At 64.6% G+C, this 25,007-nt stretch carries 24 protein-coding genes; 10 read left to right on the top strand and 14 right to left on the bottom strand.

What is annotated here, in order from left to right:
- Window positions 1–265: 265 nt before the first annotated feature.
- Genes map through dapC form a run of 3 tightly spaced genes read left to right on the top strand, consistent with a single transcriptional unit; the run spans window position 266 to window position 4,976 of the window.
- On the top strand, window positions 266–1,048 hold the full coding sequence (map, locus tag PVZ77_RS25105; RefSeq protein WP_133859822.1) for a type I methionyl aminopeptidase: 783 nt from the start codon (window positions 266–268) through the stop codon (window positions 1,046–1,048).
- A 10-nt stretch (window positions 1,049–1,058) separates the two neighbouring features.
- Window positions 1,059–3,758: a [protein-PII] uridylyltransferase gene (locus PVZ77_RS25100; protein ID WP_273808733.1), complete on the top strand. Its 2,700-nt coding sequence runs from the start codon at window positions 1,059–1,061 to the stop codon at window positions 3,756–3,758.
- A gap of 24 nt (window positions 3,759–3,782) precedes the next feature.
- Window positions 3,783–4,976 carry a succinyldiaminopimelate transaminase gene (gene dapC, locus PVZ77_RS25095; RefSeq protein ID WP_273808732.1) on the top strand — a complete coding sequence of 398 codons (1,194 nt, stop codon included), beginning with the start codon at window positions 3,783–3,785 and terminating at the stop codon, window positions 4,974–4,976.
- On the opposite strand, the gene PVZ77_RS25090 is transcribed toward dapC, so the two are convergent.
- A complete protein-coding gene (locus tag PVZ77_RS25090) occupies window positions 4,973–6,607 on the bottom strand; it encodes a Na+/H+ antiporter (RefSeq protein WP_273808731.1) in 1,635 nt (544 codons plus the stop codon). The two genes, dapC and PVZ77_RS25090, sit on opposite strands and share 4 nt — an antisense overlap.
- Window positions 6,608–6,818: 211 nt before the next feature.
- Between PVZ77_RS25090 and PVZ77_RS25085 the strand changes: the two genes are divergently transcribed.
- On the top strand, window positions 6,819–7,130 hold the full coding sequence (locus tag PVZ77_RS25085; protein WP_273808730.1) for a hypothetical protein: 312 nt from the start codon (window positions 6,819–6,821) through the stop codon (window positions 7,128–7,130).
- A gap of 51 nt (window positions 7,131–7,181) precedes the next feature.
- Here PVZ77_RS25085 and cysN read toward each other — a convergent pair whose 3' ends face one another.
- The 3 genes from cysN to PVZ77_RS25070 all read right to left on the bottom strand — a co-directional run bounded on the left by cysN (window position 7,182) and on the right by PVZ77_RS25070 (window position 10,920).
- Window positions 7,182–9,080, bottom strand: coding sequence for a sulfate adenylyltransferase subunit CysN (cysN, locus tag PVZ77_RS25080; protein WP_273808729.1), 1,899 nt, complete (start codon window positions 9,078–9,080; stop codon window positions 7,182–7,184).
- Window position 9,081: 1 nt separating this feature from the next.
- Entirely contained in the window at window positions 9,082–9,999 is a 918-nt protein-coding gene (cysD, locus tag PVZ77_RS25075; RefSeq protein ID WP_007159501.1) for a sulfate adenylyltransferase subunit CysD, read from the bottom strand.
- Between the two features lie 165 nt (window positions 10,000–10,164).
- Complete coding sequence (locus PVZ77_RS25070; RefSeq protein ID WP_273808728.1) at window positions 10,165–10,920, bottom strand: Nif3-like dinuclear metal center hexameric protein; 756 nt, start codon at window positions 10,918–10,920, stop codon at window positions 10,165–10,167.
- A 117-nt stretch (window positions 10,921–11,037) separates the two neighbouring features.
- Between PVZ77_RS25070 and PVZ77_RS25065 the strand changes: the two genes are divergently transcribed.
- Entirely contained in the window at window positions 11,038–12,159 is a 1,122-nt protein-coding gene (locus tag PVZ77_RS25065) for a S1C family serine protease (protein WP_273808727.1), read from the top strand.
- Between the two features lie 63 nt (window positions 12,160–12,222).
- Here the strand turns inward: PVZ77_RS25065 and hisC are convergent, their stop codons facing one another.
- From hisC to PVZ77_RS25015, 10 genes are all read right to left on the bottom strand, one after another.
- Window positions 12,223–13,278 carry a histidinol-phosphate transaminase gene (hisC, locus tag PVZ77_RS25060; RefSeq protein WP_273808726.1) on the bottom strand — a complete coding sequence of 352 codons (1,056 nt, stop codon included), beginning with the start codon at window positions 13,276–13,278 and terminating at the stop codon, window positions 12,223–12,225.
- Window positions 13,275–14,594, bottom strand: coding sequence for a histidinol dehydrogenase (hisD, locus tag PVZ77_RS25055; protein WP_273808725.1), 1,320 nt, complete (start codon window positions 14,592–14,594; stop codon window positions 13,275–13,277). Before hisD ends, hisC begins: the two co-directional genes overlap by 4 nt.
- A gap of 335 nt (window positions 14,595–14,929) precedes the next feature.
- Complete coding sequence (gene hisG / locus PVZ77_RS25050; protein ID WP_007159506.1) at window positions 14,930–15,562, bottom strand: ATP phosphoribosyltransferase; 633 nt, start codon at window positions 15,560–15,562, stop codon at window positions 14,930–14,932.
- 9 nt (window positions 15,563–15,571) lie between these two features.
- The gene (gene murA, locus PVZ77_RS25045) at window positions 15,572–16,837 is read right to left on the bottom strand and encodes a UDP-N-acetylglucosamine 1-carboxyvinyltransferase (RefSeq protein WP_273808724.1); all 1,266 of its coding nucleotides are present in this window, start codon (window positions 16,835–16,837) and stop codon (window positions 15,572–15,574) included.
- Window positions 16,838–16,859: 22 nt separating this feature from the next.
- Window positions 16,860–17,099: a BolA family protein gene (locus PVZ77_RS25040; RefSeq protein ID WP_007159508.1), complete on the bottom strand. Its 240-nt coding sequence runs from the start codon at window positions 17,097–17,099 to the stop codon at window positions 16,860–16,862.
- A 73-nt stretch (window positions 17,100–17,172) separates the two neighbouring features.
- A complete protein-coding gene (locus PVZ77_RS25035) occupies window positions 17,173–17,487 on the bottom strand; it encodes an STAS domain-containing protein (protein ID WP_273808723.1) in 315 nt (104 codons plus the stop codon).
- The gene (locus PVZ77_RS25030) at window positions 17,484–18,134 is read right to left on the bottom strand and encodes an MlaC/ttg2D family ABC transporter substrate-binding protein (protein ID WP_187978686.1); all 651 of its coding nucleotides are present in this window, start codon (window positions 18,132–18,134) and stop codon (window positions 17,484–17,486) included. The genes PVZ77_RS25035 and PVZ77_RS25030 overlap by 4 nt, the downstream gene beginning before the upstream one ends.
- Before the next feature lie 14 nt (window positions 18,135–18,148).
- Window positions 18,149–18,625, bottom strand: coding sequence for an outer membrane lipid asymmetry maintenance protein MlaD (gene mlaD, locus PVZ77_RS25025; RefSeq protein ID WP_007159511.1), 477 nt, complete (start codon window positions 18,623–18,625; stop codon window positions 18,149–18,151).
- Window positions 18,625–19,419 (bottom strand): lipid asymmetry maintenance ABC transporter permease subunit MlaE, encoded by a 795-nt coding sequence (mlaE, locus tag PVZ77_RS25020; protein ID WP_059314028.1) that lies wholly within the window; start codon window positions 19,417–19,419, stop codon window positions 18,625–18,627. The genes mlaD and mlaE overlap by 1 nt, the downstream gene beginning before the upstream one ends.
- Window positions 19,419–20,228: an ATP-binding cassette domain-containing protein gene (locus PVZ77_RS25015; RefSeq protein WP_187978685.1), complete on the bottom strand. Its 810-nt coding sequence runs from the start codon at window positions 20,226–20,228 to the stop codon at window positions 19,419–19,421. The genes mlaE and PVZ77_RS25015 overlap by 1 nt, the downstream gene beginning before the upstream one ends.
- Window positions 20,229–20,432: 204 nt before the next feature.
- Between PVZ77_RS25015 and PVZ77_RS25010 the strand changes: the two genes are divergently transcribed.
- The 5 genes from PVZ77_RS25010 to PVZ77_RS24990 all read left to right on the top strand — a co-directional run bounded on the left by PVZ77_RS25010 (window position 20,433) and on the right by PVZ77_RS24990 (window position 24,918).
- Entirely contained in the window at window positions 20,433–21,407 is a 975-nt protein-coding gene (locus tag PVZ77_RS25010) for a KpsF/GutQ family sugar-phosphate isomerase (protein WP_273808722.1), read from the top strand.
- A gap of 82 nt (window positions 21,408–21,489) precedes the next feature.
- Complete coding sequence (lptC, locus tag PVZ77_RS25005; RefSeq protein WP_007159515.1) at window positions 21,490–22,062, top strand: LPS export ABC transporter periplasmic protein LptC; 573 nt, start codon at window positions 21,490–21,492, stop codon at window positions 22,060–22,062.
- Window positions 22,049–22,591 carry a lipopolysaccharide transport periplasmic protein LptA gene (gene lptA / locus PVZ77_RS25000; protein WP_007159516.1) on the top strand — a complete coding sequence of 181 codons (543 nt, stop codon included), beginning with the start codon at window positions 22,049–22,051 and terminating at the stop codon, window positions 22,589–22,591. Before lptC ends, lptA begins: the two co-directional genes overlap by 14 nt.
- On the top strand, window positions 22,588–23,316 hold the full coding sequence (gene lptB / locus PVZ77_RS24995) for an LPS export ABC transporter ATP-binding protein (RefSeq protein ID WP_017640054.1): 729 nt from the start codon (window positions 22,588–22,590) through the stop codon (window positions 23,314–23,316). The genes lptA and lptB overlap by 4 nt, the downstream gene beginning before the upstream one ends.
- A 102-nt stretch (window positions 23,317–23,418) precedes the next feature.
- On the top strand, window positions 23,419–24,918 hold the full coding sequence (locus tag PVZ77_RS24990) for an RNA polymerase factor sigma-54 (protein WP_273808721.1): 1,500 nt from the start codon (window positions 23,419–23,421) through the stop codon (window positions 24,916–24,918).
- Window positions 24,919–25,007 lie beyond the last annotated feature (89 nt).

Here is a 25,007-nt window from a genome sequence, read left to right as displayed (position 1 = left end):
GTTGGGCCTCCACGCATCCCAATGACCAACTTCCCATCGGGAAGCACCCAGGTCATCGTGTCGATGCGTGTGTGGGGTTAGGAGCGCTGAAGGGCATAGCCCCTAAAAAGCGCGCGACTTTATATCACGCCCTGCCGGATACCACCAGCGGCGATTGCCGCATGCCGGAGGTCCGGGGTACCGCCGGCAGCCACAGTGCGGGCGCCGGCTCTGATAGAATAGCGGATCGAAAGCTGACACCCGGCGTGATACCTAGAGATTTCCGATGACCGTCATCCTCAAGACCCCTGAAGACATCGCCAAGATGCGCATCGCCGGCCAGCTGGCCGCCGAAGTGCTCGAAATGCTGGACGAACACGTGCGTCCCGGCATCACCACCGAAGAACTGGATCGGCTGGCCCACGACTACATCGTCAACGTGCAGCAGGCCATCCCCGCCCCGCTGAACTACAAGGGCTACCCCAAATCCATCTGCACCTCGCTGAACCACGTGGTCTGCCACGGCATTCCCAATGACAAGCCGCTCAAGAGCGGCGACATCATGAACGTGGACATCACCGTCATCAAAGACGGCTACCACGGCGACACCAGCAAGATGTACCTGGTGGGCGACGTGCCCGAGTGGGCCGACCGGCTCTGCCAGGTCACCCAGGAATGCCTCTACAAGGGTATCGACCTGGTGCGCCCTGGCGCGCGGCTGGGCGATATCGGCGAGGTCATTCAGAAGCACGCCGAGAAGAACGGCTTCTCGGTGGTTCGCGAATACTGCGGCCACGGGATCGGCAAGGGCTTCCACGAGGAGCCGCAGGTGGTGCACTACGGCCGGGCCGGCACGGGCCTCGAACTGCAGGCCGGGATGATCTTCACCATCGAACCGATGATCAACCAGGGCCGCTACGAGACCCGCCTGCTGGGCGACGGCTGGACCGCCATCACCAAGGACCGCAAGTTGTCCGCGCAGTGGGAACACACGGTGCTGGTCACCGAAGAGGGTTACGAGATCCTGACCCTGCGCAAGGACGAAACCTTTCCCCGCGTTTCTGCGTGAGTGAGCGCCCATGCCCCAGGTCGATTCGGAGTTGTTCGACGCCGGTCAGTTCCAGGCTGAGCTTTCGCTGAAAGCCAGCCCCCTCGCGGCCTTCAAGAAATTCATCCGGGCCGCGAACGCCACTCTCGATGCCCGCTTCATGGCGGGCCGCAGCGTGCGCCGGCTGGTCGAGGATCGCGCCTGGTTCATCGACCAGATGCTGATCGCCGCCTGGAATCGCTTCAGTTGGCCGGGGGATGGCATCGCCCTGCTCGCGGTGGGCGGCTATGGCCGCGGTGAACTGCATCCGCACTCGGACATCGACCTGCTGATCCTGCTGGCCGAGGAGGAACAGGAACGCTTCCGCGAATCCATCGAGGGCTTCCTGACCCTGCTGTGGGACGTGGGCCTGGCCGTGGGGCAGAGCGTCAGATCCCTGCGCGAATGCACCACCGAGGCCCTGGCCGACCTGACGGTGATCACCAACCTGATGGAAAGCCGTACCCTCGCCGGCCCCGAGCACCTGCGCCAGGCAATGCTGGCGGCCACGAGTGTCGAGCACCTCTGGCCAGGACGCGCCTTCTATCTGGCCAAGCGCGCCGAGCAGAGTGCGCGGCATGCCAAGTACAACGACACCGAGTACAACCTCGAACCCAACGTGAAGGGTTCGCCTGGCGGTCTGCGCGACATCCAGACGCTGCTGTGGATCGCCCGGCGGCAGTTCGGCACCCTCAATCTGCAGGCCCTGGTAGGCCAGGGCTTCCTGACCGAAAGCGAATGCAGCCTGCTGATCTCGGCGCAGGAATACCTGTGGAAGGTCCGCTATGCCCTGCACATGCTGGCCGGGCGCGCCGAGGATCGGCTGCTGTTCGACCACCAGCGGCGCATCGCCAGCCTGCTCGGCTACGAGGACAACGACGCCAAGCTGGCGGTAGAACGCTTCATGCAGAAGTACTACCGGGTGGTGATGGACGTGTCCCAGCTCAGCGATGTGGTCATGCAGCACTTCGAGGAAGTGAATCTGCGCGACGAGCAGGTGCCAGTCGCGGTGACTCCGCTCAACAACAGATTCCAGATCCGCAACGGTTATCTGGAGGTGGTGCACCCCCAGGTGTTCCTGCGCACCCCCTTCGCGCTGATGGAGCTGTTCGTGCTGCTGGCGCAAAATCCCGCGATCAAGGGACCCAGTGCCGGCACCATCCGTCTGCTGCGCGACAGCCGTCACCTCATCGACGACGCCTTTCGCCAGGACATCCGCAATACCAGCCTCTTCATCGAACTGCTCAAGAGCGAATCCGGCATCCATCGCAACCTGCGACGGATGAATCGCTACGGGCTGCTGGGGCTCTACCTGCCCGAATTCGGCCAGATCGTCGGCCAGATGCAGCATGACCTCTTCCACATCTATACGGTGGACGCCCATACGCTCAATCTCATCAAGCATCTGCGCAAGATGAGTTATGACGTACTCGCCGAGAAGTATCCGCTGGCGACGCGGGTGATCCACAAGCTGCCCAAGCCGGAGCTGATCTACATCGCCGGCCTCTACCACGACATCGCCAAGGGCCGGGGTGGCGATCACTCGGAACTGGGCGCGGCAGACGTCGAGGCCTTCGGTCGCCGTCACCAGCTGCCGGAGTGGGACACCCGCCTGGTCAGCTGGCTGGTGCGCAATCACCTGGTGATGTCCACCACCGCCCAGCGCAAGGATCTTTCCGACCCCCAGGTGATCCACGATTTCGCCCTGACGGTCGGTGACCACACCCACCTGGACTATCTGTACGTCCTCACCGTGGCCGACATCACCGCGACCAATCCGTCGCTGTGGAATTCCTGGCGCGCGACCCTGCTGCGCCAGCTCTACACCGAGACCAAGCGCGCCCTGCGTCGCGGCCTGGAAAATCCGGTCAATCGCGAAGAACAGATCCGCAGTACCCAGCAATCGGCGCTGGACACCCTGATGCGTCGCGGCATCGATGCCGATGACGCCGAACAGCTCTGGTCGCAGCTGGGCGACACCTATTTCCTGCGGCATACCGCGCTGGACGTCGCCTGGCACACCGAGGCCATCCTCGGCCATGGCGATACCGCCGAGCCGCTGGTGCTGATCCGCGAGACCACCCAGCGCGATTCCGAAGGCGGCACCCAGATCTTCATCTATGCCGCGGACCAGCACGATTTCTTCGCGGTGACCGTGGCGGTGATGGACCAGCTCAACCTGAACATTCAGGACGCGCGCATCATCACCTCCAGCAGCCAGTTCACCCTGGACACCTACATCGTGCTGGATACCGATGGCGGCTCGATCGGCAACAATCCCGCGCGCATCGCCCAGATCCGCGGCGGCCTGATCGAGGCGCTCAAGCATCCCGAGGAATACCCGAGCATCATCAACCGGCGCGTGACCCGCCAGCTCAAGCATTTCGCCTTCTCGCCCCAGGTGAACATCTACACCGACACCACGCGCTCGGCGAGCCTGATCGAACTGACGGCCCCGGATCGGCCCGGACTGCTGGCGCGGGTGGGGCGGATCTTCCTCGACTTCGACCTGTCCGTGCTCAACGCCAAGATCGCCACCCTCGGCGAACGCGTGGAAGACGTCTTCTATGTCACCGACGCCGAGGGTCGTCCGCTGGCGGATCCCGGCCTCTGCAGCGCCCTGCAGCAGGCCCTGATCAAACAGCTGCGCGAGCCTGACAGCCAGGCGCCACTTAGCCGCATCAGCATCTAGTCTCGAACGAAGGACCACCCGACGATGAATCCCACCCTCGACCTGCTGCAGCCCTATCCGTTCGAGAAGCTGCGCGCCCTCCTCGCTGGCGTGACCCCGCCGGCGGCGCTCAAGCCGATTCCATTGTCGATCGGCGAGCCCAAGCACCCGTCACCGGCCTTCGTCGCCGAGGCTCTGACCGCCAACCTGGATCAGCTGGCGGTCTACCCGACCACCCTTGGCATCGCCGAGTTGCGCGAGGCCATCGCCAGCTGGGCCGGCCAGCGCTTCGGCGTACCCGCGGGCTGGCTGGACCCGGCGCGTCACGTGCTGCCGGTGACCGGTACCCGGGAGGCGCTGTTCTCCTTTACCCAGGCGGTGGTGGATCGCAGCCAGGCGGGCCTGGTGCTGAGTCCCAACCCCTTCTATCAGATCTACGAAGGCGCGGCCCTGCTCGCCGGCGCCGAGCCCCACTACCTGCCGTGCCTGGCGGATAAGGGCTTCAATCCCGATTTCGACAGCGTGCCGGACGAAGTCTGGCAGCGCTGCCAGCTGCTGTTCCTGTGCTCGCCCGGCAATCCCACCGGTGCCCTGCTGCCGGTGGCGACGCTGAAAAAGCTCATCGCCCTGGCCGATCGATACGACTTCGTGATCGCCGCCGACGAGTGCTACAGCGAACTCTATTTCGACGAAGCCAGCCCGCCACCCGGCCTGCTCACCGCCTGCGCCGAACTGGGTCGTAGCGACTTCGCTCGCTGCGTGGTCTTCCACAGCCTGTCCAAGCGCTCCAACCTGCCGGGCATGAGATCGGGCTTCGTCGCGGGCGATGCCGCCATTCTCAAGCGCTTCCTGCTCTATCGCACCTACCACGGCTGCGCCATGCCGGTGCAGGTGCAGAAGGCCAGTGCCGTGGCCTGGCGCGACGAGGCCCATGTGCGCGAGAACCGCGAGCTCTATCGGCAGAAGTTCGCCGCCGTGCTGGATATCCTGCAGGGCAGCCTGGAGGTGTCGCTGCCGGATGGCGGCTTCTATCTCTGGGCCAGGACACCGGGCGATGACGAAGCCTTCGCCCGCGACCTGTTCGCCCGCGAACACGTGACCGTGGTGCCAGGCTCCTACCTGTCGCGGGAAGTGGCGGGCGTCAATCCGGGCGCCGGTCGCATCCGCATGGCGCTGGTCGCGCCCCTGGCCGAATGCGTGGAAGCGGCGGAGCGCATCCGCCGCTTCTGCCAGGGCTAGCGATTGCCCTGATCGCGCATCAGCGCGGTCTCCTGGATGTCCAGCTCGCGGAGGAACTCGCTGACCACCAGGTCATCGATCACCCCGGCGATTCGCAGCCGGTAGAGTTCGCGGCGCTGGGCGCGGATGGCGAGCAGGCGCAGCTCGCCATCCAGGGTATCCCGCAGGCGCGCGAGGGAACGGGCATCCTCGCTGTCGTCGGCGGAACTCAGCTCGTCACGGAATTCGGCGATGATGCCGGCCTTGATCTCGGCCTGCAGCGCTGCCCGCGCCGGCTCGTCGGCATCGTTCGATGCCACGTCTTCCAGCGCTGCGATGGCAGCCCGGGCGGCGTTGATCCGCACCTCGCAACGCTCCCGCTGCAACAGGTCGTTGGACTGCTCCGGCAAGCGCGCCAGCAGCAGCGGAATACCGATGCTCGCCACCACCAGTGACAGCAGGATCACGCCCGCGGCGATGAACACCAGGATGTCGCGCAGGGGAAAGGGCGTGCCATCCGGGAGCATCAACGGCAGCGACAGCACACCGGCCAGGGTCACGGCGCCGCGCACCCCGCTGAGCGAGGCGATGGCGGCGATCAGGCGCGGATCGCCCACAAGGGTGATGGGGCCGCTGCCAGGCTGGCTCAGGTGCCAATAGCCGAGGATGACCCCGAAGCGAATGGCCATGATCACCCCGTAGGCACTCAGCACATAGAGCGTCAGCCAGCCCGCGGCCGGCCAGAGCGCCTGGGAGGCCGGCAGCGCGGCCGCCAGGATGTCGGGCAGCTGCAGACCCAGGATCAGGAACACCAGGCCGTTGAAGGCGAACTCCACCAGCCCCCAGACGCTGTGATTGAGCAGGCGGGTAGCGGTCTGGCGGGGCAGCATGTCGACCCGGCTCTGCATCATCCCGGCGGCCACGGCGGACAGGATGCCGGAAACGCCCAGTCGCTCCGCCAGCACATAGGCGGCGAAAGGCAGCAGGAGCATGAAGACGACATGGGGCGCGGCGTCGCTCCAGCCGCGTTTCACCACCATCCAGGCGCGCGCCCGGCCGACCAGCCAGCTCAGCACCCCGCCGACCAGCACGCCGCCCACCGCGACGATGACGAATTCCAGACTGGCCTGGCTCAGCGAAAAGACGCCGGTGAGGGCCGCCGCCACGGCGAACTTGAAGGTCACCAGACCCGAGGCGTCGTTGAGCAGGGCCTCGCCCTGGATCACGTGCAGCAGGGCGCTGGGCAGCCGGCCGCGGACGATGCTGGAGACCGCCACGGCATCGGTGGGCGACAGTACCGCCGCCAGGGCGAAGGCCACCGCCCAGGGCAGGTGCAGCATCCAGTGCAGGAACCAGCCGGCGCCCAGCACCGTGAGGAATACCAGGCCGAAGGCCAGGACGAAGATCGGTCGGCGCAGACGCCAGAACTCCCGCTTGGGCATGCGCCAGCCATCGGAGAACAGCAGTGCCGGGATGAACAGCAGCAGGAAGAGTTCGGGGTCCAGGGCGACATGCAACCCCAGGGTGGGCCAGGCGAGCAAGGCGCCGACCACCACCTGGATCAGGGGCAGCGGGATGGGAATGAGATGGGCGCTGAGACGGGTGGCACCCACCATCAGCAAGAGAATCAGAGCGGTATAGAGAATCTGCACGGTGGTCTCGTGGTCAGGGCACCGGTCGCGGTACCAGATACAGGAGATGCATCCCGCGGGACTGGGGACACGTCGACCTCGAGTTGTTGGGACTGATGTCCCCGAATTTGGTTTTACCCAAACTTTACCCGCGTCGATCTAGGCGACTCGCCGCCCTTGCGGTCTGATAGACATACCCGGTTTCATTTCCCCGGGTTGCAGGAGAATGATCATGCTACGTCGCATCACTCAAGTCGTGGTGCTTGCCGGTTGCCTCGCCATCGCCGGTCAGGCGTCCGCCCACGGTCGTGGCCCCGGTCCGGCCTTTCTCGGTGCCGTAGTGGGCGCCGTGGTTGGCGGAGCCATCGTCTCCCATTCCTACGCCCGCGAGCCAGTCTATGTCGAAGGGCCACCGCCGCCACCGCCGCGCGTGGTCTATTACGAACCGGCACCGGTCTACGAATATCGCGTGGTGGAACCGCGCCCCGTGTACTACGGCCCGCCGCCCGGCGCCTACTACTACGGCCCGCCCCCGCGCTGGTAGAGGCTCATGAAAAAACCCGCCGAGAGGCGGGTTTTTTCATGGCTGAACGCCCTAGATCACCTGCCGCCGACGCAGGACGTCGAGGATCTGCTGGACGCCCTCCTCCACCGACAGCTGCTCGGTGTCGATTACCAGATCCGCGTCTTCCGGGGCATCGTAGGCGAAGGAAAGACCCGGGATGTTGTCACCACCGGCCGCATAGAGTCCCTGGGGATCGCGCTCGGCACAAGCCTTGGGCGAGGCCTTGACATGCACGGTCAGCAGACGCTCGGCGCCGATCAGCGCCTGGGCCTGGGCCCGATCCTCGGCATCGGGTGCAACGAAGGCAGCCAGGGCGATCAGGCCGGCCTCGTTGAACTGACGGGCCACCTGGGCGGCGCGCAGCCAGTTCTCGCGACGACCGGCGCGATCCTGCGGCAGCCCCTTGTTCAGGTCGTGGCGCAGATTCTGGCCGTCCAGCACGAAGACCGCACGACCGGCATCGAACAGCCGACGCTCCAGCGCATAGGCCAGGGTGGTCTTGCCGGCACCGGAAAGACCGGTAAAGAGCACCGTGGTGGGCTGCTGACCGAAACGCGCCGCCCGCTCGCTGGTGGCGACGTGCAACTGATGCGCGCCCTGGCCGTGACCGCTAGCGCCCACCGGCTCGGCGATGATCATGCCGGCACCCACGGTGCCATTGGTCAGGCGATCGATGACGATGAAGGCACCGGTGGTGCGGTTGACGCCATAGCCGTCGAGGGCGATGGCGGCATCCAGGGCCACCTTGACCCGGCCGATCTCGTTGAGCCTGAGTTCGCTGGCAGCGCCGTGCTCCAGGGTGTTGACGTCCACCGTGTGCACGATGCTCGGCAGCGAACCCGGCACATAGCTGGTGGCGCGCTTGATGTCGTACTTCTTGCCCGGGCGCAGGGGCTCCTCGGCCATCCACACCAGCATGGCCTCGAAGCTGTCGGTCACCTGGGGACGATTGTCGGCATGCACCAGGACATCGCCGCGGGAGATGTCGATCTCGTCTTCCATGGTCAGGGTCACCGCCTGGCCAGGGCCCGCCTGCTCCAGCTCACCCTCGTAGGTGACGATGGACTTGACCCGGCTGCCCTTGCCCGACGGCAGGACCACGACGGCATCGCCCTTGGTGACCACGCCCGAGGCCAGGGTCCCGGCGAATCCACGGAAATTGAGGTTGGGACGATTGACGTACTGCACCGGGAAGCGCAGGTCGTCGAGGTTGCGATCCGCAGCGATCTCGACGGTTTCGAGAATCTCCATCAGGGACTTGCCGCTGTACCAGGGCGTCTGCTCGCTGCGGTTGACCACGTTGTCGCCCTTGAGCGCCGACATGGGCACGAAATGGATGTCCTTGGCGTTCAGGTCGATGCGCTGGGCGAAGGCCAGGTAGTCGTCCTTGATGCGCTCGAACACCGCCTCGTCGAAGCCCAGCAGGTCCATCTTGTTGATGGCGACCACGATGTGCTTGATGCCCAGCAGCGAGGCGATGTAGCTGTGCCGACGGGTCTGGGTCTGGATACCGTAGCGGGCGTCGACCAGGATGATCGCCAGGTCGCAGGTGGAGGCACCGGTGGCCATGTTGCGGGTGTACTGCTCATGGCCGGGGGTGTCGGCGATGATAAATTTGCGCTTGGCGGTGGAGAAATAGCGATAGGCCACATCGATGGTGATGCCCTGCTCGCGCTCGGCCTGCAGGCCGTCCACCAGCAGTGCCAGATCGACCTCTTCGCCGGTGGTGCCCACCTTCTTGGAATCACGGGTGATGGCTTCCAGGTGATCCTCGTAGATCATCTTGGAGTCGTGCAGCAGGCGCCCGATCAGGGTGCTCTTGCCGTCATCGACATTGCCGCAGGTGAGAAAGCGCAGCAGCTCCTTGCGTTCGTGCTGCGCGAGGTAGGCCAGGATGTCCTGGCCGATCAGATCGGATTGGTGCGACATCTTAGAAATACCCCTGACGTTTCTTCTCTTCCATGGATCCGGCGCCATCGTGGTCGATGACTCGGCCCTGGCGTTCGGAGGTGCGGGTGAGCAGCATCTCCTGGATGATGTCCGTCAGCGTCGTCGCCTGGGATTCCACCGCGCCGGTCAGGGGGTAGCAGCCCAGGGTACGGAAGCGCACCTGGCGCTTGTGGATACGTGCCTTCTCCTCGGGCGAGAGGTGTTCGAGGATACGGTCGTCGTCGATCATGAGCAGGGTACCGTTCTTCTCGATCACCTCGCGCTCGGCGGCGAAGTACAGCGGCACGATCGGGATGCCTTCGAGATAGATGTACTGCCAGATGTCCAGCTCGGTCCAGTTGGACAGCGGAAAGACGCGGATCGACTCGCCCTTGTTGGTCTTGCCGTTGTAGATGTTCCACAGCTCGGGACGCTGATTCTTGGGATCCCAGCGGTGCTTGCTGTCGCGGAAGGAGTAGACGCGCTCCTTGGCCCGGGACTTCTCCTCGTCGCGGCGCGCGCCGCCGAAGGCCGCGTCGAAGCCGTACTTGTCCAGCGCCTGCTTGAGGCCCTGGGTCTTCATGATGTCGGTGTGCTTGGCGCTGCCATGGGTGAAGGGGTTGATGCCCTGGGCGACCCCTTCCGGATTCTTGTGCACCAGCAGATCGAGCCCCATGTCGGCGACCATGCGATCGCGGAATTCGTACATGGCCTGGAATTTCCAGCCGGTGTCCACGTGGAGTACCGGGAACGGCAGCTTGCCGGGAAAGAAGGCCTTGCGGGCCAGGTGCAGCATCACGGCCGAATCCTTGCCGATGGAATACAGCATGACCGGATTGTCGAACTCGGCGGCCACTTCACGGATGATGTGGATGCTTTCCGCCTCAAGCTGTTTGAGGTGCGTCTGTTTGTCGAGCATGGCTACTCACGATTGCAGAAAGGTGGCCTAGAAGATGTCCGTTGCGGCATCCAGTCGACTGGACACACCGGACAGAGCGGGCCGTGGACGAACCTCAACCTTACCATAGGCAACGGTTATGGCCCGCCAGGCCATCTAGATCCAGAAGTTATATGCTTATGACGCTCAGGCGGGATTGTCGCAGTCAATGAAACGATGCTCGATGCCCAGTTGCGCGGCCAGAAAATCGCCCAGCGCCTGCACCCCATAGCGCTCGGTGGCATGGTGGCCGGCGGCGAAGAAACTCACCCCGTTCTCACGGGCACTGTGCACCGTCTGCTCGGACACCTCACCGGTGAGATAGGCATCCACCTCTGCGGCAATGGCCTGATCGAGGTAGCCCTGGGCACCGCCGGTGCACCAGGCCAGGCGCCGGATCGACCGCCCGCCGTCGACCACCAGCGGCTCGCGCTGCAGCACCTGCGCCACCTGCCGAGCGAAGTCCGCGGCGGACCGTGGCTGCGGCAATTCGCCTTGCCAGATCAGCCCCTTGGCATCACTCGGCAGCGGCCGGATATCCTGCAGGCCCAGGCGGCGACCCAGCTGGACGTTGTTGCCCACCTCGGGATGGACGTCCAGCGGCAGGTGGTAGGCCAGCAGGCTGATGTCGTGGCTCAGCAGCGTCTTGATCCGCCGGTGCTTCATGCCGATAAGGCGGGCGTCCTCGTTTTTCCAGAAATAGCCATGGTGCACCAGGATGGCATCGGCCCCGGCCGCCACGGCGGCGTCCAGCAGCTGCTGGGAGGCGGTGACGCCACTGACCAGCAGGCGCACCTGCTCGCGGCCCTGGACCTGCAGGCCGTTGGGGCAATAATCCTGGATACGGGCCGACTCCAGGTAGCGGTCGGCGGTCTCCACCAATTGATCAAGGGACAGGGTCACGGACGGCTTACCTCCTCGCTGGCGGCGCCACAGCGTGTCTTCGGGTGGCGCCGCTCCTTATAATGCCCGCCAGCTTATCCGGCGCACCCCGGGTGGACAAATTCAAGGATGTGATCGATGTACAAGGCTTTGCGTTATCTCGGCTGGCCCGTGCTGTGCGGTCTGCTCGTTGCGGCCCTGATCATGCAGCGCTATCCGCAATGGCTCGGCCTGCCCGCCCAGCCGCCGCTGTTCGAGGCGGCCCAGGCGCCCGCGAATTCGCGTCAGCAGGGACCGGTCTCCTACGCCGACGCGGCGAGCCGCGCCGCGCCCGCGGTGGTATCGCTGCGTTCGACCAAGGCGGCCAAGCCGGGCAAGGCCGGCGATACGGCCAGTGACCGCAAGGGCGCGACCAAACCGGTGGAAGAACTCAGCCTGGGCTCGGCCGTGCTGATGAGCCATGACGGGTATCTGCTGACCAACAACCACGTGACCCTCGACGCCGAATCCATCGTGGTGGCGCTCGCCGACGGTCGCCAGACCCTGGCCAAGCTGATCGGCAACGATCCGGCCACCGACCTTGCCGTACTCAAGATCGACCTGCCCAACCTGCCGGCCATCTCGGTAGGCGATTCGACCGCCATCCGCATCGGTGACGTGGTGCTGGCTATCGGCAATCCCTTTGGCGTCGGCCAGACCGTGACCATGGGCATCATCAGCGCCACCGGCCGCAACCAGCTGGGTCTCAATACCTACGAGGACTTCATCCAAACCGATGCGGCGATCAACCTGGGCAATTCGGGCGGGGCGCTGGTGGATGCCAACGGCAATCTGATCGGCATCAACACCGCCATCCTCTCCGGCGGCTCCCAGGGCATCGGCTTCGCCATCCCGATCAAGCTGGCCATGGAGGTCATGCGCTCGATCATCCAGCATGGCCAGGTCATCCGCGGCTGGCTGGGGGTGGCGGTGGAAGTGATCACGCCAGAGCTGGTCAAGACCTACGGGCTGAAGGTCGACCAGGGCATCGTGGTGACCGATATCGATCCGGAAGGACCGGCACACAAGGGCGGCCTGCGCGCCGGCGACGTGCTGGTCAAGCTGGCCGGTCAACCGATCAGAGACGGCCGGCTGGCGATGAACCAGATCGCCCGCAAGCAACCTGGCGACAGCATCCCCATCGAGGTGCTGCGCCAGGACAAGACCGTGCAGGTCAAGGTGACCGTCGGGCTGCGCCCCCTGATGGAGAAGGCGCGCTAGGCTCCGTACGTAAAGTGCCTAGGCTCGGCGACTTTTCGAACAGAGCCTGGCCATGAGCGGCCCTTAGAGGGTGTCGAGGGCCGTGATCAACGCCTGATTCTGCGCGGGCGTACCGATGGTGATGCGCAGGAAGTCGGCGATGCGTTCGGGGCGGCTGAAGTGGCGCACGATGACGCCGTGCTCGCGCAAGCCCGCGGCCAGCACCGCCCCGCCCTTGTGCACATGACGGGCGAAGATGAAGTTGGCGGCCGAGGGCAGGACCTCGAAGCCGCGCGCCAGCAACTCGCCCACCAGCGCTTCGCGACTCTCGATCACCTGCCGGCAGGTCTCGTCGAAATAGGCGCGGTCCTCGAAGGCAGCGGTCGCGCCGGCCAGGGCCAGGCGATCCAGCGGATAGGAGTTGAAGCTGTTCTTGATCCGCTCCAGGGCCTCCATCAGCGGCGCCTGACCCATGGCCAGGCCTACCCGCAGACCGGCCAGGGAACGGGACTTGGACAGCGTCTGGGTCACCACCAGATTGGCATGGCGCTCGATCAGGGCGACCGCTGACTCCGCCCCGAAGTCGACATAGGCTTCGTCCACCACCACCACCGAGGTCGGATTGCCGGCGACGATGCGCTCGATGGCGTCCAGCGCCAGGGCGCTGCCGGTCGGCGCATTGGGGTTGGGGAAGATGATGCCGCCATTGGGGCGCAGATAGTCCTCGGGGACGATCTGGAAATCCTCGTCCAGCGCCGGGGTCTCGAAGGCGATGTCGTAGAGGCCGCAATAGACCGGATAGAAGCTGTAGCTGATGTCCGGGAACAGCACGGGTCGGCCATGGCCGAACAGGCCCAGGAAGATGTGCGCCAGCACCTCGTCCGAGCCATTGCCGACAAACACCTGGTCGCTCTGGATGCCGTAGTAGCGGGCGACGGCATCCTTCAGCGCCTGGCCGTTGGGATCGGGATAGAGACGCAGGTCATCGGTAGCCGCGGCGCGGATGGCGTCCAGCGCCCGCGGCGACGGACCATAGGGGTTCTCGTTGGTATTGAGCTTGACCAGGTTGGTCAGCTTGGGCTGCTCACCCGGCACATAGGGCACCAGATTCTTGACGAAGGGACTCCAGAGTTCGCTCATGCCTGCTCTTCCTGAATACGGTATTCGGCGCTGCGGGCGTGGGCGGTCAGGGACTCGCCGCGCGCCAGGACCGAGGCGACCCGGCCCAGCGTGGAAGCGCCAGCGGCCGAGCAGTGGATGATCGAGGAACGCTTCTGGAAGTCGTAGACGCCCAGCGGCGAGGAGAAGCGCGCGGTGCCCGAGGTCGGCAGCACATGGTTGGGACCGGCGCAGTAGTCGCCCAGGGCCTCGGCGGTGTAGCGACCCATGAAGATGGCGCCGGCATGGCGAATGCTGAGTAGCCACTGCTCCGGCTCGGCGACGGAAAGCTCCAGGTGTTCGGGGGCGATGCGATTGGCCACTTCGATGGCCTGGGCCATGTCGGTGACCTGGATCAGGGCACCCCGCCCTTCCAGGGAGGCACGGATGATGTCGGCGCGCTCCATCTCGGGCAGCAGGCGGGCGATGCTGGCCGCCACGGCGTCGAGGAAGGCGGCGTCCGGACTGACCAGGATGGCCTGGGCATCCTCGTCGTGCTCGGCCTGGGAGAACAGGTCCATGGCGATCCAGTCGGGATCGGTCTGGCCGTCGCAGACCACCAGGATCTCGGAGGGGCCGGCGATCATGTCGATGCCGACCTTGCCGAACACGTGGCGCTTGGCGGTGGCGACATAGACGTTGCCGGGGCCGACGATCTTGTCAACCGGAGGCACGCTTTCGGTGCCATAGGCCAGGGCGGCCACCGCCTGGGCGCCGCCAATGGTGAAGACGCGATCGACACCGGCCAGGGCCGCAGCGGCCAGCACCAGTTCGTTGACCTCGCCGCGGGGCGTCGGCACCACCATGACCACCTCGCGCACGCCGGCGACCTTGGCCGGGATGGCGTTCATCAGCACCGAGGACGGATAGGAGGCCTTGCCCCCCGGCACATAGAGACCGGCACGATCCAGCGGGGTGACCTGCTGGCCGAGCACGGTGCCATCGGCCTCCTGGTACTGCCAGGAATCCTGGCGCTGCTTTTCGTGATAACGACGGACGCGCTCGGCGGCGGCTTCCAGCGCGGTGCGCTGCTCCGGCGTGATCCGGGTCAGGGCTTCTTCCAGGCGCGCACGCGGCAGGATGAGATCGCTCATGGACGTCGTTTCGACGCCGTCGAAGCGCCGGGTGTATTCCAGCAGGGCCTGATCACCCTGATGACGGACGTCGGCGATGATCGCCAGGACCCGCTGGTTGATGTCGGCGTCGGACACCCCTTCCCAGCTCAGCAGATGATCCAGATGCTCGGCGAAATCCGGAGCGGAGGCGGCGAGTCGGCGGATGGCGAGCGGAGCGGTCATGGCGGATCCTCTTCAGGAGAGCGAAAGGGGCGCCCGAGAGTAACAGCCGGCTCCGTGTGGGCGCCCGACAATTTGGCTATGGCACGGATAGGCGAAGCTGGAAGGATGGAAGCAGTCTTGGCCGGCATTCAGCTACCGGCCAGGACTTAGCGCCTGTTCAAAGTCTCGCTAGCTAGAGACAAACAAGGCCTAGGCGGCCACACGAAAATAGCTGAGGAAGCGGACCGGGCTCGCGCACGAGTTTACGAGTGGTAAACGAGCATTCCGACGGGGCTGACCCTCCAGGCCATTTTTAACGTAGTTTGGCCGACGCGCAGCAGGCTTTGAACAGGTTCTCAGGCGCCACGCGCCTCGACGGCGTGGCGCAGGGTTTCGATGAGCGCCTGGATACGACCGTGCTGCATCTTCATCGAGGCCTTGTTGACGATCAGGCGCGAGCTGATGTGGGCGATCAGCTCCTGGGGTTCGAGACCGTTGGCCTTGAGGGTATTGCCGGTGTCGACCACGTCGATGATCTTGTCGGCCAGCCCCACCAGCGGTGCCAGCTCCATGGAGCCGTACAGCTTGATGATGTCGACCTGGCGGCCCTGCTCGGCATAGTAGCGCTTGGCGACATTGACGAACTTGGTCGCCACCCGCAGCCGGCCACGTGGCGCCGGAGCGCCCACGGCACCCGCGGTCATCAGCTTGCAGCGGGCGATACGCAGGTCCAGCGGCTCATAGAGGCCATCGCCGCCGTACTCCATCAGCACGTCCTTGCCGGCCACGCCCAGGTCCGCGGCGCCGTGCTCCACATAGGTGGGCACGTCGGTGGCGCGAACGATGAGCAGGCGCACATCGTCCTGGGTGGTCGGGATGATGAGCTTGCGGCTCTTGTCCGGATTCTCGGTCGGGGCGATCCCCGCCGCCGCCAGCAGCGGCAGGGTGTCGTCGAGGATACGGCCCTTGGACAGGGCGATGGTCAGCATCGGAGGTCCTTACTTGGGCGTACGACGGATCTTGGCACCGAGCAGCTGGAATTTCTCCTCGATGCATTCGTAGCCGCGGTCGATGTGGTAGATGCGATCGATCAGGGTATCGCCTTCGGCCACCAGGGCGGCGATGACCAGGCTCGCCGAGGCGCGCAGGTCGGTCGCCATGACCGGGGCGGCCTTGAGGCTGGGCACGCCGGTGACGATGGCGGCATTGCCTTCGATGGCGATGTTGGCACCCATGCGTACCATCTCGTGAACGTGCATGAAGCGGTTCTCGAAAATGGTCTCGACCACGGTACCAGTGCCTTCGGCGACGGCGTTCATGGAGATGAACTGGGCCTGCATGTCGGTGGGGAACGCCGGGTAGGGCGCCGTGCGGATGTTGACCGCGCGGGGGCGATTGCCCTTCATGTCCAGCTCGATCCAGTTGCTGCCGGTGGAGATGTGGGCACCGGCCTCTTCCAGCTTGGCCAGCACGGCCTCGAGGATGGTCGGATCGGTGTCCTTGAGCTTGACGCGGCCACGGGTGGCAGCGGCGGCGACCAGGTAGCTGCCGGTCTCGATGCGGTCGGGCAGGACCGAATAGGTGGCGCCGCCCAGGCGCTCGACGCCTTCCACGGTGATGGTGTCGGTACCGGCGCCCTGGATATTGGCACCCATGGCGATCAGGCAGTTGGCCAGATCGACGACCTCGGGCTCGCGAGCGGCGTTCTGGATCACGCTGCGCCCCTTGGCCAGGGTGGCGGCCATCAGCACGTTCTCGGTACCGGTCACGCTGACGGTGTCGAAATAGTAGTGGGCACCGCGCAGGCCGCCGGCCGGCGCCTTGGCCTTGATGTAGCCGCCTTCGACGGTGATCTTGGCACCCATAGCCTCCAGGCCGCGCAGGTGCAGATCGACCGGACGCGAGCCGATGGCGCAGCCACCGGGCAGAGCGACTTCCGCTTCGCCGAAGCGCGCGACCATCGGGCCCAGCACCAGGATCGAGGCGCGCATGGTCTTGACCAGTTCATAGGGCGCGACCAGGGTCTTGATGCTGGACGCATCTACCTCGACATTGAGCTTTTCACCGATCACCGGCTGGACGCCCATGCGGCCGAACAGCTCGATCATGGTGGTGATGTCGTGCAGGTGCGGCAGGTTGGCGATGGTCACCGGGGTGTCGGCGAGCAGGGTCGCGGCCAGGATCGGCAGGGCGGAATTCTTGGCCCCGGAAATGCGAATTTCACCGTTCAGGCAGTTGCCGCCGGTAATGATCAGTTTGTCCATAGCGAGTTCTCGGCGCTGCGAATCAGGCGCGTTCGGCCCAGGCAGCACGGGTGAAGAATTTCATGGTGACAGCATGGATGCTGCCATCGGCGATCTGCGGCTGGAGATGGGAGTAGACCTGCTGCTGACGCTTGACCGGGCTGAGTGCCTGGAGCTCGTCGCTGATCAGGTAGAGCTGGAAGTTGCAGCCCTCGCCTTCCACTTCAACCTGGGTATCGGCCAGTTTTGCCTCAAGGAGGCTTTTGACTTCTTGGGCCTGCATGGCGGCACCTCGGCAATCTAGTACAGCCGGCGATCATACAAAAAAACCGGCTGTACGGCGACTGCGATGACCGTTACCCGTGAGCGTCGTCCGCCAGGGGTAGCAGCTCCAGGGCATCCGAGACCTCGGCGATCTGCCGCAACTCGGAGGGCAGCCTGACGATAGCCAGCGAGCAGCCCGCGGCCTGGGCATCGCGCAACCAGGCCAGCAACAGCGCCAGCCCGGCGCTGTTTGAGTGCTCAACGCCAGCGCAGTCCAGCACCAGCGGACCGCTGCCCTGGGCGATCAGGGTTCGACCTTGCTCGCGCAGGACCGGCACACTGGCGTGATCGAGTACGCCCGACAGCTGCAGCCGGGCGCCCTCGCGGGTAATGGCGGCGCGACTCACGAACCGACCTTGGCCTTCTGGGCCTCGGGAGAATCCTTGGCCTTGGCCACGGTGCCCGCCCAGTTGTTGATGGTCTTGTCCAGGTCGTTGCCGTTTTCCTGCATCGCCTGGGCGAACTGGTCGCGGAACAGCTTGCCGAGGTTCAGACCATTGATGATGACGTTGCGCACCTTCCAGTCATTGCCCTGCTTGACCATGCTGTACTGCACCGGATAGACGGCGCCGTTGTTGCCCTTGACCTCCATGCCCACGCTGGTGCGATCAGGACCGTCGGACGGACCTTCGGGCAGTACCCGGATACCCTGGTTGTTGTATTCCAGCAGCGCGTTGCCATAGAACTGCATCAGGCTGCGCTTGAAGTTTTCCTGGAAGCGCGTCATCTGCTCGGGCGAGGCGCTGCGGCTATAGCGCACGGTCATGATGCTGCGCGAGATGCCTTCGGCATCCACCACCGGGCCGAGGATATTGTTGAGCGACTCGTAGAAGGCTTCCGGGCTGCTGCGATACTTGTCGCGATTGGCCTCGAGATCGCTGAGCAGCGTGCTGGTGGTCTGCTGGATCACGTCGTGGGCCGAGGGTGCCGCCTGGGACACCAGGGGCAGCAGGGCCAGGATCGCGATCACTCCGTGACGAAGTAGCTTGAGCATGGAGAAGCCTCTCATCATTTGTTGGCGGAAGAGTCTTTATTGACCGAGTTGAGCAGGAATTTGCCGATCAGGTCTTCGAGAACCAGCGAGGATTGTGTATCTCGAATGGTCGAGCCTTCCTTGAGCACCTGTTCGTCCCCGCCCACGCTGATGCCGATGTATTTCTCGCCGAGCAGGCCGGCGGTCAGGATCGAGGCGATGGAGTCGGTCGGCAGGTTGTCCACCTGCTTGTCGATCTGCATGGTGACCCGGCCGCGGTAGCTGTTGCGGTCGAGATCGATGGCGGTGACCTTGCCAATGGTCACGCCCGACATGGTCACCCGCGATCTCACGGTGAGACCGGCGATGTTGTCGAAGTAGGCATAGACCTTGTAGGTATCGTGATGGTCGCTCATCGTCAGACCGCTTACCCGCAGCGCCAGCAGCAGCAATGCGAGCACGCCGGCCAGCAGGAAGAGTCCGACACCGATTTCCTGGGTGCGGGTTTGCATCAGAGATCTCCAAACATCAGGGCGGTAAGAATGAAGTCGAGGCCGAGCACGGCAAGCGACGCATAGACGACGGTACGGGTGGTGGCGCGACCGATGCCTTCGGAGGTCGGCTCGCAGTCATACCCCTGGAAAACGGCGACCCAGGTCACCACGAAGGCGAACACCAGGCTCTTGATCACTCCATTGAGCACGTCGCTGAGCATCACGCTGTTCTGCATGGTGGCCCAGAAGGACCCGTCGTAGACGCCGAGCCAGTCGATGGCGACCATGGCCGCGCCCCAGATACCCACCACATTGAACATGGCGGCCAGCAAGGGCATGGAAATGAAGCCGGCCCAGAAACGCGGCGCGACGATGTACTTGAGCGGATCCACGCCGATCATTTCCAGGCTGGACAGCTGCTCGGTGGATTTCATGTTGCCGATCTCGGCGGTCAGGGCGGAACCGGCCCGACCGGCGAACAGCAGCGCCGTCACCACCGGGCCGAGTTCGCGCAGCAGGGTCAGGGCGACCATCTGCCCCACGGCCTGCTCGGAGCCGTACTTGACCAGGATGTTGTAGCCCTGCAGGGCAATCACCATGCCGATGAAGAAGCCCGACACCACGATGATGGGCAACGACATCACGCCCACTGAATAGAGTTGCTTGCCCAGCAGCTGCAGGCCGCTGCCCACGCCACCGCGACCGAACACTGCCAGGAGCAGGACGATGACGGAGCGGCCAATGGCCGCCACGACGTCCAGCCCGGCCTTGCCCAGCCGACGAATCCGCTCTACGGCGGAGACCTTACGCATCAGTGTTTCCCCAGCAAGGCATCGCGCAGATCAGGCGCGGCGTAGTGGAAGGGTACGGGGCCATCGGGGATGCCCTGCATGAACTGGCGAACCCGCGGATCGGGCGATTCGCGCAGCTCCTTCGGCGTGCCCTGCCCCAGCACCTTGGTATCGCCAACCACATAGAGGTAGTCGGCGATGCTGGCCGTCTCGGCCAGGTCGTGGGAGACCACGATGCTGGTCAGCCCGAGCGCCTGGTTGAGCAGGCGGATGAGCCGTACCAGCACGCCCATGGCAATGGGGTCCTGGCCAACGAAGGGCTCGTCGTACATGAGGATCTGCGGATCCAGGGCGATGGCCCGTGCCAGGGCGACCCGGCGCTTCATGCCGCCGGACAGCTCGTCCGGCATCAGCTCGACGGCACCGCGCAGGCCCACCGCCTGCAGCTTGAGCAGGACGATGTCGCGGATCATCTCTTCGGGCAGCTTGGTGTGCACCCGCAGTGGAAAGGCCACGTTCTCGAACACATCGAGATCGGTGAACAGCGCGCCGCTCTGGAACAGCACACCCATCTGCCGGCGCATGTCGAACAGCTCACCCCGGGACAGCTGCGGCAGATTGGCGCCATTGACCCAGATCTCGCCACTGCTTGGCCGCAACTGGGCGGCGATGAGGCGCAACAGGGTAGTCTTGCCACTGCCGGACGGTCCCATGATCCCGGTGACCTTGCCCCGCGGGATGCGGATATCGACCCGGTCGTAGATGAGACGCGTGCCGCGCTTGAAGGAAACGCCCTTTAGCTCCACGGCGTACGGGCTATCGACGGTCATCGAGACTCCTAAGGTTCAACTCTGTGCAGGGAGACGCCGCTCCGCCGCTTCAGGGCACGCGGCTCTCGCGTTCGGCGGCCCCGGCAAAAGGGCGGCACTATAGCATTCGTTGCCGATGAGACTCCTGAACTGCGGGCGACGTTGCTGAGTGTCGCGGCTTTGCGCATATAATTTCCGATTGTCCCGTCACCTGCCTTCTGACCCATGCCCGACTCAATAGATTTCATCGCTTCCGCCAAGCGCACCATAGATGTAGAGCGAGCGGCAGTGGCCGCCCTGGGCGAACGTATCGACGAAAGCTTTGCCGCCGCCTGTCGCCGCCTGCTCGCCTGCCGCGGGCGGATCGTGGTCCTGGGCATGGGCAAGTCCGGGCATGTCGGCAACAAGATCGCCGCGACCCTGGCCAGCACCGGCAGTCCGGCCTTCTTCGTGCACCCGGCCGAAGCCAGCCATGGCGACATGGGCATGATCACCCGCGATGACGTCATCATCGCCATCTCCCAGTCGGGCACCTCCAGTGAGATCCTGACCCTGCTGCCACTGATCAAGCGCCTCGGCGTCCCGCTGATCAGCTTCGCCGGCAATCCCGCCTCGCCGCTGGCCAAGGCCGCCGACGTCAACCTGGATACCAGCGTCGCCACCGAGGCCTGCCCGCTCAATCTGGCACCCACCTCCTCCACCACCGTCGCCCTAGTGCTCGGCGACGCCCTGGCCATCGCCCTGCTCGAGGCCCGCGGCTTCACCGCCGAGGATTTCGCCTTTTCCCACCCGGGCGGCGCCCTGGGTCGGCGCCTGCTGCTCAAGGTGGAAAACGTCATGCATGCCGGCGTCGACCTGCCGCAGGTCAGCGAAGACACCCTGGTGTCCGATGCCCTGCTGGAGATGTCGCGCAAGGGACTGGGCATGACCAGCGTGCTCGGCACCGATGGTCGTCTGGCCGGCATCTTCACCGACGGCGATCTGCGTCGCGCCCTGGATCGCGGCATCGACGTGCGCGCCACGGCGATCGCAACCGTGATGACCCGTGGCGGTCGAACCGCCAGGGCGCAGATGCTCGCCGCCGAGGCGCTGAAGATCATGGAGGAGCACAAGATCAACGCGCTGGTGGTGATCGATGACGAGCGCCGGCCGATCGGCGCCCTCAACATGGGTGACCTGCTACGCGCCGGGGTGCTGTAGGCCGGGTTATACTGCCCGACTAATACGCCGCAATCTCGTGTTCAACCCGCCGCCCCTGGTGCGGCCCACCACAGGTACCCTCATGTTTCGCAGCTTGCGCCGCCCCGTGCTGTTGGTCCTGATCGCCGCCGCGCTCATCGCGATCGGCTACTGGAACATCCTGCCGCAGCGCTTCGTCGATGCTCCGGCCTCGTCGACCCCGCAAGACAGCGCCATCGACGGCTATGCCCTCAATACCCGGACGATCCAGTATCGCCTGGACGGCAAGATCCAGTACGAACTCAAGGCCGAGCGCAGCGAACACGTCAAGGCGACCGACGTCACCCTGGTGACCCGGCCCGACATGCTGGCCTTTCGCGGTACCGACTATCCCTGGCACATTCGCAGTGCCCGCGCCGAGGTCGCCCCCGGTGGCAGTCAGGCGGAGCTGATCGATGACGTGCGCGTCGAGCGTACCGATGAAAAAGGCCGCCCGGTGGTGTTGACCACCACCCGCATGACCGTCTTTCCTGACAAACAATATGCGCAAACCGAGCAAGCCGTTAGAATCGAGGCCGCCAATGGGGTGACCACGGCCAATGGCATGAAAGCGTATCTAGAAGACGGCAGAATGCTCCTGCTGTCCAACGTAAGAGGCCAGCATGAGGTTCGTTAAAACCCTCCCCTTCCTGTTCACCCTCGGCGCCACCTTTGGCAGTGCCGCGGCTTGGGCCCTGCCGACCGATCGCACCCAGCCGATCCGCGTGCAGGCCGACAGCGCCGAGCTCGACGACAAGCAGGGCGTGGCCGTGTACCGCGGAGACGTGGTCATCACCCAGGGCAGCATGAAGATCACCGGCAACACGGTGACCTTGACCCAGGACAACCAGGGCAACATCAAGGTCGCCACCGCAGTGGGCAAACCGGCCTACTACGAGCAGAAGCCCTCGGCAGACAAGGACATCGTCAAGGCCTATGGTCTGACGATCCAGTATTTCGCCCAGGAAAATCGCATCATCCTGATCGATCAGGCCAAGGTGGTCCAACAGGGCAACACCTTCGAAGGCGAGAAGATCGTCTACGATACCCAGCGCCAGATCGTCAACGCCGGGCGCGCCAACGGCAGCAAGGTCACCACGCCACGGCCGCGCATCGACATGGTCATCCAGCCCAAGGATCAGCAGCAGTCGGGGCAGGGACAATGACGGTCACGCTCAAAGCCCAGCATCTGGCCAAGAGCTACAAGGGTCGTCAGGTCGTTCGCGACGTCAGCGTCAGCATCGACAGCGGTCAGATCGTCGGCCTGCTCGGTCCGAACGGCGCCGGCAAGACCACCTGTTTCTACATGATCGTCGGCCTGGTCAAGGCCGATCAGGGTCGCGTGCTGATCGACGATCAGGATGTCACCGCCCTGCCCATGCATGGCCGGGCCCGCGCCGGGATCGGCTACCTGCCGCAGGAAGCCTCGATCTTTCGCAAGCTGACCGTGGCCGACAACATCCTCGGCATCCTGGAAACCCGCAAGGACCTGGACAAGGCCGGTCGCCTGCGCGAGCTGGAAAGCCTGCTGCAGGAATTCCACATCACCCATATCCGCGACAATCGCGGCATGAGCCTGTCGGGTGGCGAAAGACGCCGCGTCGAGATCGCTCGCGCCCTCGCCACCGCACCCAAGTTCATCCTGCTGGACGAACCCTTCGCCGGTGTGGACCCCATCTCGGTGGGCGACATCAAGCAGATCATTCGCCACCTCAAGGCCAAGGGCATCGGTGTGCTCATCACCGACCACAATGTCCGGGAAACCCTGACCATCTGCGAAACGGCCTATATCGTCAACGACGGCCAGCTCATCGCCGAGGGTACCGCCGAGGAAGTCCTCGCCAACGACCTGGTCAAGGAAGTCTATCTGGGCCACGAATTCCGCCTCTAGGCAAACCCGGGGAAACAAGGCATATAATTTGCTAACGCTCGCAGGGTTCGCGAGGTTCGGTGGCGCTGTTCGCGTCGGTAGACAAGGTGTATTTCCGCAGCCATGAAACCATCGCTAGTCCTCAAGATGGGCCAGCAGCTGACGATGACGCCGCAGCTGCAACAAGCCATACGTCTGCTTCAGCTCTCGACGCTCGACTTGCAGCAGGAAATCCAGGAAGCCCTGGAGTCCAACCCGATGCTGGAACGCCAGGAAGAAGGTGAAGACTTCGACCAGAGCGAAGCCTCGAGCGAAGGCGATGAGAGCTCAGGCTCGGGCAACATGGAAACCACCTTCAAGGAAACTTCGGTCGCCACCAACGAGATGGCCGACGAATCCGAGTGGAGCGAGCGCATCCCCAGCGACAGCGAGCTGCCGGTCGATACCGCCTGGGAAGACATCTACCAGACCAGCGCCAGCAGCCTGCCCAGCAATGACGACGACGAGTGGGACTTCACCACTCGCACCTCGGCGGGCGAGAGCCTGCAGACCCACCTTCTCTGGCAGCTCAACCTGGCACCCATGTCGGATCTCGATCGCCTGATCGCCGTGGCGATCATCGACGGCATCGATACCGACGGCTATCTGCAGGAAAGCCTCGAAGACATCCATGCTTCGCTGGATCCCGAACTGGAAGTCGATCTCGATGAAGTCGAGGTGGTCCTCAGACGCGTCCAGCAATTCGAGCCGGCCGGTGTCGCCGCTCGCAACCTGCGCGAATGCCTGCTGATCCAGCTGGCCCAGCTACCGGCCAACCTCCCCCTCCTCGGCGAGGCCAGGCGCCTGGTCAGCGACTACCTCGATCTGCTCGGCAGCCGCGACTATGCGCAGCTGATGCGGCGCATGAAGATCAAGGAAGACGAGCTCAAGCCCGTCATCGAACTGATCCAGACCCTGCATCCGCGTCCCGGCTCGCAGATCGAATCCGGCGAAGCCGAATACGTGGTGCCGGACGTCATCGTCCGCAAGCATAACGAGCGCTGGCTGGTGGAGCTCAATCAGGAAGCCGTGCCGCGCCTGCGGGTCAATCCCCAGTACGCCGGCTTCGTCAAGCGTGCCGACAGCAGCGCCGACAACACCTACATGCGCAACCAGCTGCAGGAAGCGCGCTGGTTCATCAAGAGCCTGCAGAGCCGCAACGAGACCCTGATGAAGGTGGCGACCCAGATCGTCGAGCACCAGCGCGGTTTTCTCGAATACGGCGAAGAGGCCATGAAGCCGCTGGTCCTGCATGACATCGCCGAGGCGGTGGGCATGCACGAGTCGACCATCTCCCGGGTGACCACCCAGAAGTTCATGCACACCCCGCGTGGCATCTACGAACTCAAGTATTTCTTCTCCAGCCACGTCAGCACCGCCGAGGGGGGCGAATGCTCCTCCACCGCGATCCGCGCGATCATCAAGAAATTGGTGGCGGCGGAAAACGCGAAAAAGCCGTTGAGTGACAGCAAGATCGCTGGTTTACTGGAATCGCAAGGTATACAAGTCGCTCGTCGCACGGTGGCTAAGTATCGGGAATCCCTGGGTATCGCTCCGTCCAGCGAACGCAAGCGTCTCATCTGACGCGTCCTGATGTGTGACCGTGCTTCGTTCGACCCGTGTCATGTCGGCGAGCAGCTTCGCCGATCGCAGCCCGGCAATAAGGAGAAGCG

Origin of the sequence: Pseudomonas sp. SHLD1, assembly GCF_028640935.1 — a bacterium.
In the GTDB taxonomy this organism is placed as follows: domain Bacteria; phylum Pseudomonadota; class Gammaproteobacteria; order Pseudomonadales; family Pseudomonadaceae; genus Chryseomonas; species Chryseomonas aestiva.
This window is presented reverse-complemented; position numbering and strand designations above follow the sequence as displayed.